Source organism: Pseudomonas sp. Pseu.R1 (assembly GCF_045764065.1).
Classification (GTDB): Bacteria; Pseudomonadota; Gammaproteobacteria; order Pseudomonadales; family Pseudomonadaceae; genus Aquipseudomonas.
In genome coordinates this window covers 1,492,180-1,510,164 of sequence record NZ_JBJGEE020000001.1, presented here as the reverse complement: position 1 = coordinate 1,510,164, position 17,985 = coordinate 1,492,180, and the positions used below count along the sequence as shown (strand labels likewise).

Sequence of the window (17,985 nt, the reverse complement as noted above, 5' to 3'; positions counted from 1 at the left end):
TCAGTGGCAGGGAAAGCCGATGGTGTGGCGAGTGTCGTGCGCCGTGTTGTGCAGAGCGGGCATGCTGGAGAAACCCGCGAAGTACAACAGCACCGCCCCCATGGATACCGCGAAGCAAGCGCTGAGCACGCGCCGGGTGGTTTGAGTTGCTGAGGTCGTGGAAGAGGTGGTCGATACGGTCTGGACAGTGGACATGATGGTGCCTCTCGTGTGTTCTACAGGGTCGGTATTCAGGGTTCGGGTGTGTGGATCAGATGACTTCGTCGCGACGGCGCTCTAGAAACTCTTGCGTGCGTGCGTTCAAGGCATCCTCGGTGATCAGGGCTTTATCCATCGCCAGCTTTTCGAGCGATGCCAGCCAGTGCTCGTAGTAGTGCCAGTCAGGGTCGTCCGGGCTGTGGCTTTTGTCCCAGGCGCCGATGTTCGAAATCAGCGAGGCGCGGAACTCATCCCACTGATAAGAACCTTGTTCAGCCAAGGCCAACGCCAAACCGAATGCTCGACCCTGCCATGGCTCGTCGAACACGAGCCGTTCCTGATTCTTGGGTAGCGCGCTACGGTCACCGCACAGTTGGTCAACTTGGGTTTTGAGTGCGTCCATGATCAAGCTCCTGGCTGGGGTTGGCTGACCAGTCCCAAGCCCTGCATCGCTTCGGTCGATACAAGCGCCGCCAACTGCTCTTCGGAGAAATGCTCAGTGCCTTCAGGGCGCTCAGGGATTACGAAGAAACGCACTTGGGCGCTACTGTCCCAGATGGCCACTTTCTTTGCAGTTTCGAGTTCTACGCCGAAATCCTTGAGGACTGCCCTGGGTTCGCGTACGACCCGGGCGCGGAATACCGGATCTTTGAACCAGTACGGAGGTAGGCCCAGCAGAGGCCATGGCCAGCACGAGCAAAGGGTGCAGCACACGACGTTGTGGGTGGATGGTGTGTTCTCGACGACCTTGAGGTTTTCGCCCTCTATCCCTTCGCGCAGCCCCAATTCCTTGATGGCTTTGTTGGCATCCTCAAGCAGACGCTCCTTGAATGCCGCGTCAGTCCACGCCTTGGCAACCACGCGCGCGCCGTTGAACGGCCCCATTTCGTGGTCGAAGAAATGGATGACGCGATCTACGGTGTCGGTGCCAATCAGCCCTTTCTCCCGAAATAGAGATTCAAGGGCCTTGGTGCGCGCAGCGTAGTAGCTTTCGGGGCCCCGCTCATGGTGGTGATGGTGCTCGCCGTCTGCATGTTGATGGTCGTGATCGTGGTCATGAGTACTCATTAAGTCGGTTCCTTCAGGTGTCTAGTGGGCAACGGAATGCAGGTTGGGTGCGTTACTGGTTTTGAACCGCGTCCAAATAGACTTCGAAAAAATCGTTGTACAAAACATCGCCGTGGTCAGGGATGTCTGGCCAGATATCGGTGGTTTTGAAGCGCACGTTGTAGACTGGCTGTGGGGTACCTAGGCCATCAGTTGGGCCTTTGTCCCAGTACAGGTAAGCACCGTCGTAGACAACTTCCACAACGCCGACTTTGTTACGCAGATAACCTGGTAGGCGGGTATGAATGCCCAGTGGTACGTCCTTGACGCAAACCTTGTCCCCTACCTTGAAGCGCGGGGTGGTGGCGATGTTTCGATAGGGGTTATCCCCCGTCCACAGGTATTCAATGACGCGGTCGGTGATGAGTGGATTGCCTTTCTCCGGGAGCGGCGTTTCCGGGTTATCGAGAAAGTGCTGCGTAAGCGCATCCAGCTCTTTGGCCTCGATGTAGCCTCGCTCGATCAGGAACTCCGCCATCGCGCCTTGCCACTTGATGTAGTAGCGGTATTTGAAATAGTCGAGAGGGTTCATGCCTTCGGCTTTGACCCGCAAGTCGGGCCAAGCCCAGATACTGGTACCCATCATGGTGGCGTGGACGCCAAACAGTCGTGCCTCCCAAGGCTCGACGAACACCCGCTTTTCAACGGCTACAGGGCCCAATCCTTCGATTCCTCCCAAGAATTGCTGAAGCTTCATACGCGTGCTCCTTGAAAAAAAACCAAAAAAAAACCCTCCGAGCCATGAAGGCTTGAAGGGCTTATTTGCCGTTCTGGCAGCACTGAGCTGTCAGCGATGTAATGTCGACATCACCTCAATGAAGGTATGCGATGTCCAAGCAGGGGAGAGCATAAGGTGTGCCAAAAGAATCATTATTTGGTTAATTTCTCCTAACTTCATGATTTATATACGTCTTTTAGGATCATCAAGCGTTAGGATGTTTGGCGATTGTATATGAGTCTTCTATCAGATTGCACAGGAATGGCGCACGTGCCCTTTCAGTGCGCGTGTCGTTTCGTGAAGTTGACTAACGGGCACCCGATGCCCCTGTTAAACAGCACCTGCCTCGCATGCTAAATATCGTGCAACAAAATTCTCAAATCGTCAGCGCGTTCACCTCTTTATTGCTACCGGCGCAGCTCGGTTATCAGAGCTTTAGCCCCAATACACTGCAGCCTGCGTGGGGTACCCAACAGTCTGGATGACGCGGTAGGTCGGACGGAAGCGAGTGCGGTCGTGAGGATGGGTAGGGGAGGTGCAGGAGCGCTGCGGCTGTTCCACTAAGAGCGCGCCTTTTGGCTTGAGCCGCAGAGCAAACACAGCGTCCGTTAGGGCTTGAGTTGAAAAATGCTGTCGATTTCCACAGGGATTGCGAATGGTAACGTGTAGACACCGATTGCGCTTCGTGCGGGCAGCAGGTTCTCGCCGAAGACGTCTTTGAAGACTTCACTAGCACCATCTGCAACCTCTGGATGGCGAATGAAGTTCTCTTCAGCTCTGACATACACTGTCAAGCGGGTACAGCGCAGGACATTTTGCAGACCACAGTATTCTTCGAGAGCTGCAAGGATCAGCAGCGCGGTGACTCGCGCTGCATACTTCGCCTGTGTCAAGTTGACGTCCTTACCCACGATACCGGTCAGAGGTTTTCCGTCCACGATTGGCCCGAGGCCAGAGACGTAGAGCTCGCCATGTGTTTCAACCACGGAGTGGTAAAGCCCCTTCACTGGGAGTGCCGGTGGCAATACCAGTCCTGCCGTTTTCAATCGCTCCAGAACGTTTTTATCCATCGGGTTGGCTCTACTTTCGTAAGGTGAGTGAGGGTTTCCAGAAGACGGGCACGATTGTGCGTGCCCGCTTAAAGGTTCAAGCGACCTTGAAACGTTGCAGTAAGGTCGTGAGTTCGACGCTGAGGCGCGAAAGTTCTGTACTCGCGGCAGTAATTTTCACGCTGTTTTGGGCAGACTCATCGGCAATGCCACGAGCCTGAACCAGGTTGCTGCTGATTTGTTTCGACACTTCTGTCTGCTGATCCGCGGCAGCTGCGATGTTTAAGTTCATGCTGTGGATCGAGGCGACAGAACTTCTTATCTCACTCAGTATTTGGCCGGCGGCACGTGCCAGTCCCACACTGGAGATACTCATGTGTTCGCTTTGTACCATCAGCGTTGTTGCTTCCTTGGCGCCATCCTGCAGAGATACGATCAGTTTTTCGATCTCTTGCGTAGATCGCTGCGTTCGTTTGGCCAAACCGCGAACCTCATCGGCAACTACAGCAAAACCACGTCCACTTTCACCTGCTCTTGCTGCTTCGATCGCAGCGTTCAGTGCAAGCAGATTGGTTTGCTCTGCAACCGCCCGAATGACCCCGAGCACACCATCGATCTTCTCGCTGTCGTGCCTTAACCGCGTCATGGCCGAGCTACATTGTGCGACATTGGTTAACAGAAGATCGAAATGCACCAATGCTTGGGCGATTACCTGATCTCCTTCGATCGTACGTTGCTCAGTAAGATGGGTAGCGTTGGAAGTGTCTCTGGCGTTTTGAGCGACATGGTGTGCGCTGGCAACCATCTCAGCAACGGCCTCGGCTACCATTGACGTCTGCTTTCGTTGCTCGCCAATCCCCGCATTATTTTGGGTAGTAATAACGGACAACTCTTGGGCAGCAAAGGTCAGGCGCTCAGCACCGCCGCCTATGCCGCCGATAAGCTGGCGCAGCTGCAGTGTCATCTCCTGCATGGCCTGAATCATCTGCCCAATCTCGTCGCGCGTGCTGACCACCAAGTCGCCAGTAAGATCTCCAGATGCAATCTGGCGGGCGAGGAGGAGGGCCCTGTCCAATGGGGGGATGATTTGTCGTGTGATAGTCATCGATGCACCTAGACCCAGAAGCAGCGCAAGGATCGCGGTAGTGAACAGAACACTTTGCGCTATGCGGATATCTACCTGACGCCCTTCCACGTGTTGCCGGTAGATCGTCTTACCTAATGCCTGAAGCTCTAAGGCCTGGTTGAGCATCAGTTTCTTGGCGTCTAGGCTAGTGAGGATATCCTTTCGAAACTCTGCAATTTGATCCTGATAAACCAGTACGGTGCCTAGAGCGTCAACCAGCGGTTGCTGAAGTGATTCGGACGGCAACTGCTCCCACAGATCGTTGCCTTGCTGACGAATTCTGTCGGCGCTAGTGGACAATTGTTGATGGGCTTGATCTGTAGGATTTTCCACGTAGCCAAGCACTTGGTCTTGTAGGGTTGAACTCATGGCTTGCAGCCTTACGGCATCTTGTAGAGCCGCCCCCACAAGTGAGGGGTTGCTTGGCAACGCCGCGAATAATCCAGCGGTGACCTGCTCTAGCTTGTCTTTAATCATCTCTACGACAGGGGTCATTGCGCGCTGCGCCTCCTCGGCGCGTCTCCGGGCAGCGACGAAGCCTGTGAAGGTCTCTTGGTAGTTACGGCGTACCGTTTTGATCCTATCTATAGAGGATTGTGCATCCTGGCCGGAACCGCGTTGTACTTCAGCCAAGATCTCGTCGAACCGTTTGATCTCTGTGTGAAAGGCTTCGACTGCTGTGTCCTGGGTCGCTCGATCGAACTCGCTTTCCTGAAACCGTATCTTGGCGATCTGACTGTCCAGAGAAATGCTGTCTACCAGTGATTGACTTCTAGAGGCCAACTGATTGACGTTATAAACCGCACTCCATGTAAGCAATGCGGTTAGCAGCAGCACGGCTCCAAAACCCGCTACCAATTTGCCCCTCACTGATGTCTTCATATGGTGTCAACCTGCACCATTCGGATGTCGACCTCACGCTCGACAAAATGCCATTCGACTGAGCGACGCAGGGCTGTTAATAATTCGTCGAAGGCGTTGGTGTCTTGCGGTGCAAACTCGAACCAAGTAATGAAGTCAAAGGGCTGGGCGTCAGCGAGATCGCGGCAATGGTACAGACGTCGCGCGATGGTAGGCAGATACCTCATGCCTATGGCGATGTGATTTGACTGCTCTTCCAAGATGGCCCTACGCTCGTCTTGCGTCAGTTGCCACCAGGCGGGCTGCTTTCGCAGCGCGATGAGGGCCGCACAGGTCGCAGATGAGCGTCCTAACTCAGGCTGACGAGTGGCTAAGGCAATTTTTTCAGCTCGTGTTACGTAACGATCGTTGCTAGTAATACCTTGTAATCGCCATGCCGGGACGGATTGAGTTCTCTCTCTGCGATTGGCCGTCACTTCCAGCCTTGATGCACCTGGTAATGGTGACCCCGCTACATTCGTGGTGCTTTGTATTTGCCAAGGCCCCTGCTCTCCGGCGGTAAAATTGAATACCCGTTGCGACGTCACGGTCATCAGAAATGCTCTTAGGTGCTACACGGAATTCCGTGCATCGAGTGGATGGAAGTCGTATCTATTTCCTGACTTCGCCAGGCACGTCATCAACGCTGCGGGCTTGATGTGAACTGCCCTGCGAGATCCAAAATCAAAGATTTGTCGGGTAAGGGATTCAGCTGGCTGGCTGAGCCCCTTGCGCCAGTGGCGCGGACGCCTAAAGGGGCTGCTTCTTTAGGTCGATAGAGCTCGTAGCCCATTCCACAAGCAGCACAAAACACCACATCACCGACTTTGTTGTCTCGCGATACTGTTACGGTAGGGCCGCACCCCTCGCACCGGCGCAAGGGGATACCTACATCGGTATGGCCTAGTATGTGGTTCAGCTTGCCTTCACGTCCGATACGTGCAAACAGGTGTGCATAATCGTGATCGAACTGTGTTCCTGCTCCATCCTCGACAGCTTTCAAAGCGACAGTCGGGGACATCCCCTTGCGATAAGGACGGTCACTGGTCATTGCGTCGAAGGCATCGCAAATACCGGTTATCGCAGCCATTCGAGGAATCTGATCTCCGATTAATCCTCTGGGGTACCCTCGACCATTCGGCATCTCATGGTGAGCCCACACTGCATCCATTACTCTTTCTGCAAGCGGGTGACTTTCAAGAAGCCTTCTTCCAATGTCGGGGTGGGTTTTGATGACGTCGAATTCCTCCTCGTCGAGTGGCCCAGGCTTTCGTAACACAGCATCGGGAATCCCGACTTTTCCTAAGTCATGCACAAACCCTCCCAACGCGATGAGTTGCACTTCCTCAAGAGGAAGTCCGGCTCCTTGCGCTAGAAGCGTACAGTACTGAGACACTCTCCATAGATGTCCACCGGTGTATGGATCACGCGCTTCCACAAGCCAAGCCATGGATAGAAGGCTGGAGAGTAAGCGGGGATCAATGCCGATCGACGGTGACGCAGCGGTTGCAGGAGACGCGTGAAGCCAGTCACTCAACCTTTTCGTAAGTTTCATGGGGATTTGCATCCAAAAAGGAATTAGGAATGCTGGGTTTAGTCCATCACCCGTAAATTCGCTCTTGGCCCCACGTTTGTTACAACGACACAAAAAATTATGAGTTTCCAGGGCTTCGCCGGTCGAGCTGTGCAGGTATCAGTGGAAGGGATTTGCTCATCAGCGGTAGACGAATCGTTGGCAAGCCATTCTTTAGCCTGGCACCCAGCGACAGGATGACGATGGAGAAATTATCCGTTGCCATCGAACGTTTGAGGTGCCAAGCGTCCAAGCATGCGCTCTGGTTAGGTCATTGCCCGTGTGCGAAGCCAGTTACTAGCAGAAAAATTTATCAATCAACGTGTAACCAATTCAGGAGCTGAGACGAATTAGGTGATAACGGACAGCCCGTCCCAGCATTAGTGTTGCGGTAGTGGATGTTGAGGCGGTCGATTGATGGTTTTCCACTGCGATCTTCCGAGCCTCTCCCCGAACAAATCCCACAGCCCGTTTCGAAAACTAAAGGCGGAGCATGACCGAAAGCCTCGAAGACAATTGGAGCGTCCTACTGGCTCAAGGGAACGCCGGGGACGCAAATGCTTACAGGAAGTTTCTTGAATCAGTCACCCCTTATCTACGGGGGTTGGTGCGGTTTCGCTGCAATCAGGTTGGAGCGATGGATGATGCAGAGGATGTCGTTCAGGAAATCTTACTGGCGATCCATTTGAAGCGAGGTACATGGGACGCTAAGCGTCCAGTGAGCCCTTGGATTTCGGTAATCGCACGTAACAAGCTCATTGACTCAATGCGACGTCGTGGTCGACGTGTTGAGGTGCCTCTGGACGACGTGGTTGAGAGTCTTCCCGCGGAAGATAGCTTTGACCCCACATTGAGTCCCTCGCTGGAGGTGCTTCTGCGCCAACTTTCATCTGCGCAGCGGAACATTGTTGAATTGATATCCCTCGAGGGGGCCACTGTACGAGATACAGCCCAGCAGTTGGGCATGAGCGAAGGGGCAGTCCGCGTCGCGTTGCATCGAGCCCTCAAGATGCTAGCTGATGTGTACCAGAGGGGATTGAAGTGAAGATAGCTCGTCCCGACCCCGAGACTGTAGGCATGCAGAAAATGAAAACAAAACGGCTTATTGAGTATCTTGCAGATTCAGCTACTGCCATTGATCCACATGAAATCCGCAACCGGTTTGCCTATGCCATGTCTTGCGGATTGCTTAGCTCCACTGTGCTGCTTATCACTTTGCTTGGCATCCGCGCGGATATCTCTACTGCGATTCTGACCTATACGTTCTGGGCAAAACTCTTGTTCAGCTTCTCGGTAATGGCTGGCGGGCTATTTGTGGCAAGCCGCTTGTCTCAGCCGGGTCAGTCCGTAAGAGGGGCGTGGTTTGGCATTATCGTGCCTTTGAGCTGTATTGCCGCTGCCTTAGTGATTGAGCTCTATCACTCACCGAATGGCACCTTATGGAGTTTGGTGTCTGATCGACTTTGGCGCAGCTGCCCACTCGATATCGCCGCGCTCTCCCTTCCGGGGTTGGGAGCGCTATTGCATGCCATGAAGCGTTTGGCGCCTACGCATTTAAATTTGGCCGGTGCAGTGGCGGGTCTCATCGCCGGTGCGACCGCAGCGTTTGTCTACTGCCTACATTGCCCCGAAACGGAATTGGTGTTTTGGGCTGCTCGGTACGTCCTGGGAATAGCCATCTCTGCAGCCATTGGTGCAATTCTCGGCCCTAGCTTGCTCAGATGGTGATCTGCTGCAAGGGCGCCGGATTCAGCTTCGCATTCGCTACTGAGGTGCTATTGCGTGTTTAAGGGTAGTACAGAGCGTTTGGGCAGGCCCTTGATTGAGGTCTCATACCAAAAACTGGATCAGTGGATTTCCTCTTTGCAAGGGCATCTTCGCGCCGAACGTTTTCACCAAGTTGTTGGAGTTCTGCGTGGGGGCGCACCTTTAGCCTTGATGGTTTCCCACGCCACAGGGGTAGAGGTCACTTTTTTGCGCTATGAGCGATCCACGCGCACCGTGGCGTGGGACTCATCAGTTCCCATGCCAAAAGTTGGCTCAAAAGTATTGTTATGCGAAGACATCGCAGGCGCTGGTTTTACGCTCATCGACTGTGTTCGCTTTTTGGAGCAACACGGCATAATCGTGCACACGTTAACCGGCGTCTACGATGATCTCAGTCGAATCAGGCCTCACTATGCCTTGGACAGTCGAGGCTACTACTCCATATTCCCATGGGAGCGCCAGGCGCTAACTGACGATTACCGCGCCCAGTGGCAAGAGGCTTCAGCTGGTCTCCGCATGAGCGTTGATCAAGACCATACCTTTACCTATTACGGGATTGATCTGGATGGAGTGCTGGTTCCTGATCTGCCGTTAGATGTGTACGAGGAGTGTCTAGAGTCCGCACTTGCCACGAGGGATGAGTTATTGCCATTCGATACTTTGCCAACCCTAGAGAAGGTAACTGCAATTATCACCGGTAGGCCTGAAATGGATCGACAGCGGACTCAGTTCTGGCTGGATAGACACGGGTTCCGGGGACTGAAACTCGTGATGAGAGACTCGTCTTTATTCACTGATGCCCCCGCAGATGTCGCTCGGTTCAAGGCCACTTATGCGCGGCGACTAGGGTGCACCCACTACATTGAAAGCAATCCTGTCCAGGCTCTACATATCGCCCGAACTTTTCCTTTGCTTCATACCATCTGGTGGAACGCCGAAGCGAAAGAGGGGCACTGGGTGAGTGCTCAGTCATGGTCGGGATAGACCCGTGTTAGTCGCGCCTGCGAGCAGCGATGCACGGTTAGCCCAAAAGCACGGCTATCCTCAATCCAAAGCGACGGACGCGGGTAGGTTAGACGGTGTCCTTGAAGCACAGTTGGGGTAGGGGCGCTATCCGGTTTCCATACCGCCTAGCGCCGGCGCGCGGGCAGTTCATGTGTGCCAAATTCTTGAGTCGTTAAAAAGAGTGCCTTACCGCTAAGACCACTCACTTATTTCGCGTTTTTCAAGGGCAGGAACCAGCGAAGTAGTGGAATGCAGAGCAGCAAGATTGCAGCTATGCATACGCCGGCCCAGCCGGAGCTGCGCCATGCTAGTGTCCCAGTTGCAGCGCCTATTCCACCACCACCAAAGTAAGCGGTCATGTAGGCGGTCTGAATCCGGCTCTGAGCGTGGGGAGCCAAATGCAAGATCCTGCTCTGGTTCGCGACATGAGCCAATTGAACGCCCAAGTCCATCGCAAGTACGCCTACCCCGATGCCGATCAGGCTAGTCTTCCACTCCCAGAAAATACCAAAAGACAGAATCGTCAGCATGACCATCAAGCCTGCAAATCGTCGCGCGTAGCCTCGGTCTGCGATCCTTCCGGCGATCGGACTAAGGAGCGCCGCTCCCGCCCCAAGAATGCCGTACAGACCCACTGAGTTTGGGCCGAGATTGAATGGGGCAGCAGACATCAGGTGGATCAGGCTAGACCAGAACACCATAAAAGCGCCGAACAGTGTGGCACCGAAAAGGCAGGCCTCACGCAACACTGGCTGATCACGTAGCAGGTACATGATCGTCTTCAGCAGGTCGACGTAGCGGCCTGAGTACGAAGGTTGGTTTTCAGGCAGTGCCCGATATAACGCCACGAGCAGCATCGCTTGCAGTGCGGCTGCGCCGATGTATAGATAGCGCCATCCCCATTCAGATCCAACGAATCCTGCCACTGTTCTTGAGAGCAACACGCCGGCAAATGCACCACTGAGCATCACCCCTACGGCCTGACCTCGTTTATCAGGCGCAGCAAGTTGAGCTGCCAACGGAATGAGCAATTGTGGCGTCATGTTGAACAAGCCCAGCAAAACGCTAAAGACCAGGACTGCGTGTGCGCCCGAGCTGAAGGCGGTACCGAGCAGCATAGCCGTTGCTAGAGCAGCTGCGAGGATGACCAGTTTTCTGCGTGCGATCATGTCGCCCAGAGGTACGAGAAGAAGCATTCCAATCGCATAACCGGCTTGAGTGAGTGACGGTACTAGACCGATGCTGACAGGGTCGGACTCCAAGTCCTGAGTCATCTGATTGAGCAGCGGTTGGTTGTAATACAGATTGGCAATGCCCACGCCTGCAGCCGTGGCCATCAAGAGCAGGTGTGAGCGACTCAACGCCGCTGGATGTTCGCTGAAACTGCCAGCGGCAGATTGGTTCTTTATAGACATGGAAGCTCCTGCAATCGAGTCGGCCCCGAGTCATCGGGGCTGACTGTCGATCATTTGCGGATATCGAGGACGATCATTTGGGCAAAGTCTTTCAGCCCGTCTTGTGTCAGCTCAATGCCGACGCCCGACTGTTTGGCTGGTGACAACGGGATGTGCGGAGCCAGGCGCAGATGCTGGTTAATCCAAATATTCCCGGCCTCAAGACGTGCGGCAACTTTCGCGGCGCGATCAAGATTGCTCGACCAGACCGATCCTCCCAGCGCGTACTCGGAGGCGTTCGCGCGGCGCAGTCCATCTTCCTCATCCGTGATTTTCACGATGGGAAGAACTGGGCCAAACTGTTCTTCGGTCACCAGCGGGGACGTGTCATCAATATCCCTAACGACGGTAGGACGAATGAAGAAGCCTGGACGATCCATCTTCTCGCCGCCGGCAATGACACGGCCATCGCGCTTTGCGATATCCAGGTAATGCAGTGTGGTTTCATACTGCTTGAGGTTTTGCAGTGGGCCGTATTGGGTCGCTTCGTCCATGCCATCACCCACGACCGCCGCATCCGCCAGACGAGCGATTTGATCGCAGAATTCGTCGTAGATTTTTTCCTGCGCATAAACCCGTTTGATTGCGTAGCAGACTTGGCCAGTGTTGGCGAAGCTGGTCGCGAAAATGTAGGCAGCGGCCGCTTTTACATCCACGTCATCCAGCACGATTGCAGCGTCGTTGCCGCCCAGTTCGAGCGTGACTCGGCGCAGATCTTCAAGTGCTGCTTTGGCTACCGTTTTGCCTGTTGCGGTGGAGCCGGTGAAAGCGACTTTGTTGACATCAGGATGTTGGCTCAGCGGGCCACCCAGACCGCCGTTATCGGAAATCACGTTGACTGTGCCTGGTGGTACAACGTCTGCGATTACTTCACCCAATGCCAGCGCGGACAGTGGGGTAGATGAAGCCGGTTTGATGACAACGGTATTGCCCGCCAGAAGGGCAGGGGGCAGCTTGTTCCCGATCAAACCGAGCGGGAAGTTCCAGGGAACGATTGCTGCGACGACACCGTATGGGCGGTATTGGGCTTCGACACGGTTGGTTTCAGTGTCTTCGATCACCTCTGTCTCAAGTGACATGGTGGTGAACTGACGGATCGTGGCAACCAGAAGTCCAATCTCACCACGCGAATCACGCAGTGGTTTGCCTTGTTCAAGTGTCAGTACCTGAGCAAGCTTTTCCGTCGCGGCTTCAATGCGGTCAGCCATGCGGTGCAGTACTGCGTGGCGCTCTTCAATGGTGGTGGCTGCCCAGGCGGGCTGTGCATCACGTGCGGCCTTGACGGCTTGATTCAGTTGCGAGGTGGATGCGACTGGGCGCAGCGAAAACGGCTCGCCTGTAGCAGGGTTGAACACGGGGGCTACGCCGGCGCCTTGGACAGACTGGCCGTTGATCAGCATGGTGTATTCAGTAGTCATGGTCATTTCCTCTATTTCACAGATGTACGCAGGCCTCAAGTCGTTACTCGATCAAAGGACTTTTGGCGTTGAGTTCGTGGGTTAGGCGACGCGAGCAGTACGGGCTTTTTCTGCCAGCAGTTTGTCTGCGATGCGCTCCGCCAACATCAGTGTTGGAAGATTGGTATTGGTGGTCGGCACGCTTGGCATCGCGGAGGCATCCGCAATGATCAGCCGATCAATCCCGAAAACCTTACCCTGGTTGTCTGTTACGGCCAGCGGGTCATCCGCAGTTCCCATACGGCAAGTGCAGCTAGGGTGCCAAAGGCTTACCACCGCGTTGCAGACGTAATCCGTCATCGCCGCTTCGTCGTTCAGCAGGTCGATGAGTTGCGGCCCTTCGTTGACGAAATGATCCATCAAGAACGTACGCACTCCGCTCCCGATATCCAGCAGCGAAGCTGCGAGCTTGGTGACTGCACGATTCTTCATGTTCGGGATCGACAAGTTGACAACGCGCTCGGTAAACATCGACGGGAACGGGTTGTCGATGACTTTGGATAACGAACTGTGCATCAACAACTCGGCGCTCATGCGAAAGGCGCTGACCATCCTCTGACGATCCCGAATGTCGTCCAGAAAGTTGAAGCAAACGTCCGGCTCCTGTTGCCATTCTTTCGACTTCAGGCGCACGTATCCGCGCGAGAAAGGGATGCCGATGAAGGGCACCAGTGTTGCCAGTTGTCGACCCACGGCATGCCATCCTGAACGACCTGCCGAGATCATCACCATGTCAGACTCAGGGCAGCCTTCGACGCCTGACGAATAGCGTAGATAGCTGGCAGGGCCGATGTAGTGCGGGCCGGTACGGATATCCGTCGGCATGAAGCAGGATGCATAGATGCTGGGGTGATCCTGCAGGTTCGTGCCCACACCTGGTTTGTCCAGAACTACGGGGATCCCGACTTCTGCGAGGTGCTCCTTGGGCCCGATCCCCGACAGCATCAACAGTTTTGGAGTATGAATGCCGCCAGCAGACAGGATCACATGCTCTGCATTGATCGAGATCGCTTTCCCTTTGTGCTGCGCATCGACACCTACAGCCCGCTTCCCTTCAAACCGAACACGCGTGACTTCCGTGTTGGCCAGGATTCGCAGATTGGGACGGCTGCGCACATCGTTGGGGAGATAGCTGCGGGCCGCTGACCAACGAACGTGTCCGTCGTTGGAGAATGGCACCGAGCTGAAGCCATCGCTGGCATCGCCGTTCATGTCTTTGACATACGCATGGCCTTGTTCAGCCCATACATTTCCCACGGCTTGGGTGAAAGGATCCCACTTCGCTCGGGGAACGCGACGGACAATTACCGGGCCCGTGTCACCGTGCATATGGTTTTCGAAGTCCACGTCGGTTTCGAGTTTGCGAAAAAAGGGCAGTACCGACTCCCAATCCCAGCCCTTCGCACCTTGCTCGGCCCATGTATCGAAGTCACGTGGCAGGCCCCTCAACGCGATCTGAGCGTTGATGCTGGAACCCCCACCTATTACGCGTGCTTGGTGGAAGAAAGCTGGATTCTTGCCCGCAGTGGACAGATAGTCACCGTTTCCCCGACGCGCCTTGAGTGATGGCCAGAAATAATCCATGTTGGCCATGGCTCGACCAGGGTAAGTGTCGAGGATGTCTTCTGGCGTACTGTCGGGCAGGGTGTCGGGGCCTGCCTCAAGCAGCGTCACGTTGTTGGACGGATTACGCGAAAGCCGGTTGGCGAGCACGCAACCCGCTGCCCCACCTCCAACGATCAGATATTCAGTACTTTCGATCTGCAATGTCATGGGTTCACCTGCCAGATCCGGGAGTTGCCCCCGATGGTCATTCATCGGGGGAGTTCAGACTGCTTACCAAGGCAGTTGATTACCGTGGCGGTCGGTGAAGCGCAGGCCGGGAACACCGGCGTTGCGTGCGACAACGTCAACGACCAGCGGAATGCTTTCAGAAACGTCCAGCAGCGCATCCTGAGTACCCATATCGGTACGAACCCAACCCGGAGCGACGAGCAGCAGCGCGCGGGTGTCTTGAGCGTGACGGGCGTGGAAGCTTTTCATCAGCATGTTCAAGGCGGCTTTACTGGAGCTATAAAGCTCCCAGAAGCCAGTGCTGTCCGCGATGCTGCCCAGCTCCGAGGACATGACGGCTACGACGCCATTGGCTTTGACGCGGTCATGGAACAACTCGATGACGCGCATTGGGCTAAGTGCGTTGGTGAGCAACATGTCCAGGTAGTCTTTCTCTGCGACCTGAACAGGCGTCAGCTCGTTGGCCTTGCAGATGCCAGCGTTTACGAACAGGGTGTCCAGCTCACGTGCTTCGAGGCGGCTGCGCAGACTCTTGACGGACTCAAGGTCAACGACGTCGACTTGTTCGATCTCCAACGAAACGCCGAAGCGGCGTTGCAGTTTGTTCAAACCTTCAGAGCTGCTTCGAGTGGTAGCAATGACTTGCCAGCCACGCGTCAGGTATTCCTCGGCAAGCGCCAGACCCAGTCCGCGAGAAGCGCCTATCACCAAAGCGGTCGATTTATTGCTCATGTCCAACTCTCCTGATTGAGGCCCTTACCCGGCGTGGGACTGGGCTGTAACAATTGAGGTCAGGCTAACAACCGTGGTGGTCTTGATCGACACATCAACTGTCAAATGAGTGATGACATAAAGTCACTAATGGTTTTATCGATCATGTCGAACTTTCACGAGCTGACGAGATCATCGGTACGTTTGAGTTCAGGGAAGCGACGTACCGCGCCTGTGAATACGTGTAAACGACGTTCCACAGGGAGAGAGCGAACGAATCATCGAACGCTAGCGCGGGTTGTAAATTTGGGGGAGCGTTGAAGGGGCGTGCGAGAATGGTGGGAACGTGATGAACGTCAGACGAACAGCTTGGCGCAGGTATGTTCGTTAGCTCGTAATAAAGCTCTGACAAGATGCGAATTGATCTGTGCAGAGCGACCCCGGCTTCGACTTCTGTCATTTTCACGTCGCGCGGTAAGTCGCAGATGCTTTCACCTTCAATGCAAATCGATCAAACAACTTTGTCCTGTGAGGTGCTCATCTATTCGAACATGGCGTTGTTCACGTTCAAGTCCACGACATCAAGATCTCCATATACGGAGGCGTCACGGTGAGATCTTCGAGAGATAGGTAAGTCGCTATTGTCCACTGCGAACCGAGTCAATGAACGTATTGCGAGCAACCGGTAATGTCCACGGGGCCACTGGGCGCTTCGGCTTCCCGGATCAACGGTGCGGTAAAGCGTACTATCGCCCATTTCGCTGCGTGATAAGCCGTTCATCTCGGCGTACCCATGCGTCCGCCAACCGAGGATAACTGCAGAATGGTTTCGCTGCACTGAGCGCATGACTCTGTAGCTGCAAGCGCAAGGTGTACAACGCCTTGGAGGCAGGTGTCGAACAGAGCATTGAAGGCTTCCTGGGATAACCCTCAAAAGTGCGGATAGTTACGAAGCCTGCGTTATTGAGAGCTCGTGAGCGAATAATAGTGAGCGTTTTGGGGTAGCTTGTGAGAGGTCAGGATGCCCCTCTGGGTGAGCTCACGGGCCAGATTCTCGTTTTGGCTGTAAATGGCCCACGAGTTGGAGCTGTCGGTTGAGTCATCGAGCAGAAGGGCTCGAAGAACTTCAGCGGGATCTAGGTTCCAAGACATCAATCCATCACCCTTCCACGCAGCAGCATTGAGACCAAGCGATTGACTCAGGCGCGACTTCATTGATGCATCTCGTCGATCGGAGCTGCGCGAAGACGCGATCAGCAGTCGGTCGTTTTCGTCGACAGGTGTTTCATTTTCATAGATCACATTGCCGGAGCTCCAGGCCTCGGGAGGGCAGCATTTATTTTCCGGTCTCATTTGAATGAATGGATTGATTTCCAGCGGATATATCCTACAAACATGGGGTCGATCGGCATAAATGGCGCAACCGTTGTTCTCTTCCAGGTTAGGGCATTTCGTTAACGCATCAGCGGCAAGTATCACGATCACTCGAACAGAGCGGTCGTTTGATTTGACTTCAAAAGACCTCTGTAGTTGATGTCGATACTCTTCGCCCGTGCCCACCCACTGATCTTCACTGAATGCTTCAGTTAGAACGGCGACTCTGTGACCACGCTTCAGCCACTGAATGGACTCACTTACCGTGAGCGGGATGAGTCTGTTCCGACAGCAGGTGCCACACATCGTGCATTCAAACTGAATAGGGCTTTTCACGTTGAGTCTCGTCGCGGATAAGGTGGACTTCTGGCAGGGTTGCTACGCTCGGGCTAGAGGGTTTGTTACAGACATCTGGGCTGATTTTTTTTGCAGGTTTTTGGGCAACGAATCCCGATTTCGACGATCAAGGGATAAGATCTTGATAAAGGGGACTCTGTTGAGTGGAAGACCGCGGCAGCCTTTCAGCCTCGGATAATCGTGGTGCGCGCGACACAATTTTGCGTGCGACTGCTTAAAAGGGTCTCGAGTCTCAAACCGGAGTGGATGTGAATGCCTTTTGATGAACGAATCCTCAATGGCATGGGCGTGCTGGCTGCCGTGGTCAGCAACGGCAGCTTTGCCGCTGCAGCGCAGGCCTTGGATATGACTCCTTCGGGTGTAAGCAGGTCGATCTCACGTTTTGAGAGCCGTTTAGGGATCAGAATTTTTGATCGCACCACTCGTTCGGTCTCATTGACTGACGAGGGTAAACAACTGTTCGATCACATTTCGCCACTGCTGGAGGGGCTGGAGGAGGCGGCGACTCAGGCCTTGCAGGGTAAAGGTAACGTAGGGGGTAAGCTAAGGGTCAACGTGCATCCCTTCTTTTCCCAATTAGTGTTAGGGCCTCAGTTAGATAAATTTTTACGTGCCCATCCCACCCTCAAGGTAGACTTGGTAGCGCGGGAGCAGTTGGGCGATATAGTCGCAGACGGGTTTGATCTGGCGATACGATTCGGCGATCCAAAGCCGTCGCGGCTGGTCGCAAAGAAAATCCTCGAAACCCGGATCCTCACCGTGGCATCGCCAGCTTACCTTGCGCGTTGTGGAGTTCCCCAAACTCCTAGGGAGCTAGAGGAAGGACATCACAACTGCATCCAATTCCGAGATCCAGAAACTTCACGTCCGTTTACCTGGGGATTCACAAAAGGGCGTAAACAGTTCGAGATGACCTTACCGGGCCAGCTGTTGGTTAGTGATGTGGGGACGCTTCATGCGGCTTGTCTGGCCGGCTATGGTATAGCTCAAGTGATGGCCTTAGGTGTCGAGAAATGGTTAGCCAGCGGTGAACTGATTGACATTTTTCCTGGGTGGTCGGATGAACGATTTCCCCTTTATGCTCTTTACCCATCGCGCAAGCACTTGCCTGCTAAAACACAGGCATTTATTGCATTCGTAGCATCTATTGTTGACTGACGGGAGAGACCAAGCCGAAGTACAAGCTACGGGTATGTACAGCTGAGCAAAATTTGCGTGATAAATGGGCCTACCGCCAATGCAAATAAGCCAGTATGAGTTTTAAGCCTGTACCAATGGCATGCTAACTCATCTGACTATCCAGCGGGCCGGTGAGATCGAGCAGTTGCTGCTAGGTCGGGGGGACTGACCTGATTTAGGTAGAAGAAAGTCATCATCTGACCAGCGCCGTGCATT

General features: G+C 54.5%; 17 protein-coding genes and 1 pseudogene. 4 read left to right on the top strand and 14 right to left on the bottom strand.

What is annotated here, in order from left to right; translation table 11 throughout:
- The 9 genes and pseudogenes from ACI5GA_RS07075 to ACI5GA_RS07035 all read right to left on the bottom strand — a co-directional run bounded on the left by ACI5GA_RS07075 (position 1) and on the right by ACI5GA_RS07035 (position 6,653).
- Positions 1-195: a CbtB domain-containing protein gene (locus ACI5GA_RS07075; protein WP_421422356.1), complete on the bottom strand. Its 195-nt coding sequence runs from the start codon at positions 193-195 to the stop codon at positions 1-3.
- A gap of 55 nt (positions 196-250) precedes the next feature.
- Entirely contained in the window at positions 251-601 is a 351-nt protein-coding gene (locus ACI5GA_RS07070) for a nitrile hydratase accessory protein (RefSeq protein WP_421422355.1), read from the bottom strand.
- A 2-nt stretch (positions 602-603) separates the two neighbouring features.
- A complete protein-coding gene (nthA, locus tag ACI5GA_RS07065; protein WP_421422354.1) occupies positions 604-1,266 on the bottom strand; it encodes a nitrile hydratase subunit alpha in 663 nt (220 codons plus the stop codon).
- 52 nt (positions 1,267-1,318) lie between these two features.
- Entirely contained in the window at positions 1,319-2,002 is a 684-nt protein-coding gene (gene nthB, locus ACI5GA_RS07060; RefSeq protein WP_421422352.1) for a nitrile hydratase subunit beta, read from the bottom strand.
- A 629-nt stretch (positions 2,003-2,631) separates the two neighbouring features.
- Positions 2,632-3,093 (bottom strand): RidA family protein, encoded by a 462-nt coding sequence (locus ACI5GA_RS07055; protein ID WP_421422351.1) that lies wholly within the window; start codon positions 3,091-3,093, stop codon positions 2,632-2,634.
- Positions 3,094-3,169: 76 nt separating this feature from the next.
- Positions 3,170-3,901, bottom strand: coding sequence for a methyl-accepting chemotaxis protein (locus tag ACI5GA_RS07050; protein ID WP_421425449.1), 732 nt, complete (start codon positions 3,899-3,901; stop codon positions 3,170-3,172).
- A 126-nt stretch (positions 3,902-4,027) separates the two neighbouring features.
- Positions 4,028-5,080 (bottom strand): annotated as a pseudogene (locus tag ACI5GA_RS07045) (methyl-accepting chemotaxis protein); the annotation flags it as partial.
- Positions 5,077-5,652 (bottom strand): chlorite dismutase family protein, encoded by a 576-nt coding sequence (locus tag ACI5GA_RS07040; protein WP_421422350.1) that lies wholly within the window; start codon positions 5,650-5,652, stop codon positions 5,077-5,079. The pseudogene ACI5GA_RS07045 and the gene ACI5GA_RS07040, both read right to left, overlap by 4 nt.
- 86 nt (positions 5,653-5,738) lie before the next feature.
- A complete protein-coding gene (locus ACI5GA_RS07035; protein WP_421422349.1) occupies positions 5,739-6,653 on the bottom strand; it encodes an HD-GYP domain-containing protein in 915 nt (304 codons plus the stop codon).
- A gap of 511 nt (positions 6,654-7,164) precedes the next feature.
- Here ACI5GA_RS07035 and ACI5GA_RS07030 point away from each other — a divergent pair.
- Genes ACI5GA_RS07030 through ACI5GA_RS07020 form a run of 3 tightly spaced genes read left to right on the top strand, consistent with a single transcriptional unit; the run spans position 7,165 to position 9,422 of the window.
- Entirely contained in the window at positions 7,165-7,716 is a 552-nt protein-coding gene (locus ACI5GA_RS07030) for a sigma-70 family RNA polymerase sigma factor (RefSeq protein ID WP_421422348.1), read from the top strand.
- 32 nt (positions 7,717-7,748) lie between these two features.
- The gene (locus tag ACI5GA_RS07025; protein WP_421422347.1) at positions 7,749-8,399 is read left to right on the top strand and encodes a DUF1109 domain-containing protein; all 651 of its coding nucleotides are present in this window, start codon (positions 7,749-7,751) and stop codon (positions 8,397-8,399) included.
- A gap of 54 nt (positions 8,400-8,453) precedes the next feature.
- On the top strand, positions 8,454-9,422 hold the full coding sequence (locus ACI5GA_RS07020; protein ID WP_421422346.1) for a phosphoribosyltransferase family protein: 969 nt from the start codon (positions 8,454-8,456) through the stop codon (positions 9,420-9,422).
- A 227-nt stretch (positions 9,423-9,649) separates the two neighbouring features.
- On the opposite strand, the gene ACI5GA_RS07015 is transcribed toward ACI5GA_RS07020, so the two are convergent.
- From ACI5GA_RS07015 to ACI5GA_RS06995, 5 genes are all read right to left on the bottom strand, one after another.
- On the bottom strand, positions 9,650-10,858 hold the full coding sequence (locus ACI5GA_RS07015) for an MFS transporter (RefSeq protein ID WP_421422345.1): 1,209 nt from the start codon (positions 10,856-10,858) through the stop codon (positions 9,650-9,652).
- Positions 10,859-10,908: 50 nt separating this feature from the next.
- A complete protein-coding gene (locus ACI5GA_RS07010; protein ID WP_421422344.1) occupies positions 10,909-12,315 on the bottom strand; it encodes an aldehyde dehydrogenase family protein in 1,407 nt (468 codons plus the stop codon).
- 81 nt (positions 12,316-12,396) lie between these two features.
- Positions 12,397-14,127, bottom strand: a complete 1,731-nt coding sequence (locus ACI5GA_RS07005) for a GMC family oxidoreductase (RefSeq protein ID WP_421422343.1) — start codon at positions 14,125-14,127, stop codon at positions 12,397-12,399.
- A gap of 63 nt (positions 14,128-14,190) precedes the next feature.
- Positions 14,191-14,880 carry an SDR family NAD(P)-dependent oxidoreductase gene (locus ACI5GA_RS07000; RefSeq protein WP_421422342.1) on the bottom strand — a complete coding sequence of 230 codons (690 nt, stop codon included), beginning with the start codon at positions 14,878-14,880 and terminating at the stop codon, positions 14,191-14,193.
- A 939-nt stretch (positions 14,881-15,819) separates the two neighbouring features.
- On the bottom strand, positions 15,820-16,569 hold the full coding sequence (locus ACI5GA_RS06995; protein WP_421422341.1) for a YkgJ family cysteine cluster protein: 750 nt from the start codon (positions 16,567-16,569) through the stop codon (positions 15,820-15,822).
- Positions 16,570-16,842: 273 nt separating this feature from the next.
- On the opposite strand from ACI5GA_RS06995, the gene ACI5GA_RS06990 reads away from it, so the two are divergent.
- On the top strand, positions 16,843-17,748 hold the full coding sequence (locus tag ACI5GA_RS06990; protein WP_421422340.1) for a LysR family transcriptional regulator: 906 nt from the start codon (positions 16,843-16,845) through the stop codon (positions 17,746-17,748).
- Positions 17,749-17,985: the final 237 nt, after the last annotated feature.

Coding starts and splice junctions, on each gene's coding strand:
- nthB (WP_421422352.1), bottom strand. CDS start 2,002: ATGAAGCTTCAGCAATTCTTGGGAGGAATCGAAGGATTGGGCCCTGTA.
- ACI5GA_RS07000 (WP_421422342.1), bottom strand. CDS start 14,880: ATGAGCAATAAATCGACCGCTTTGGTGATAGGCGCTTCTCGCGGACTG.
- ACI5GA_RS07050 (WP_421425449.1), bottom strand. CDS start 3,901: ATGGTAGCCGAGGCCGTTGCTGAGATGGTTGCCAGCGCACACCATGTC.
- ACI5GA_RS07030 (WP_421422348.1), top strand. CDS start 7,165: ATGACCGAAAGCCTCGAAGACAATTGGAGCGTCCTACTGGCTCAAGGG.
- ACI5GA_RS07055 (WP_421422351.1), bottom strand. CDS start 3,093: ATGGATAAAAACGTTCTGGAGCGATTGAAAACGGCAGGACTGGTATTG.
- ACI5GA_RS06990 (WP_421422340.1), top strand. CDS start 16,843: ATGCCTTTTGATGAACGAATCCTCAATGGCATGGGCGTGCTGGCTGCC.
- ACI5GA_RS07035 (WP_421422349.1), bottom strand. CDS start 6,653: ATGAAACTTACGAAAAGGTTGAGTGACTGGCTTCACGCGTCTCCTGCA.
- ACI5GA_RS07010 (WP_421422344.1), bottom strand. CDS start 12,315: ATGACTACTGAATACACCATGCTGATCAACGGCCAGTCTGTCCAAGGC.
- nthA (WP_421422354.1), bottom strand. CDS start 1,266: ATGAGTACTCATGACCACGATCACGACCATCAACATGCAGACGGCGAG.
- ACI5GA_RS07005 (WP_421422343.1), bottom strand. CDS start 14,127: ATGACATTGCAGATCGAAAGTACTGAATATCTGATCGTTGGAGGTGGG.
- ACI5GA_RS07015 (WP_421422345.1), bottom strand. CDS start 10,858: ATGTCTATAAAGAACCAATCTGCCGCTGGCAGTTTCAGCGAACATCCA.
- ACI5GA_RS07040 (WP_421422350.1), bottom strand. CDS start 5,652: ATGACCGTGACGTCGCAACGGGTATTCAATTTTACCGCCGGAGAGCAG.
- ACI5GA_RS07025 (WP_421422347.1), top strand. CDS start 7,749: ATGCAGAAAATGAAAACAAAACGGCTTATTGAGTATCTTGCAGATTCA.
- ACI5GA_RS07070 (WP_421422355.1), bottom strand. CDS start 601: ATGGACGCACTCAAAACCCAAGTTGACCAACTGTGCGGTGACCGTAGC.
- ACI5GA_RS07075 (WP_421422356.1), bottom strand. CDS start 195: ATGTCCACTGTCCAGACCGTATCGACCACCTCTTCCACGACCTCAGCA.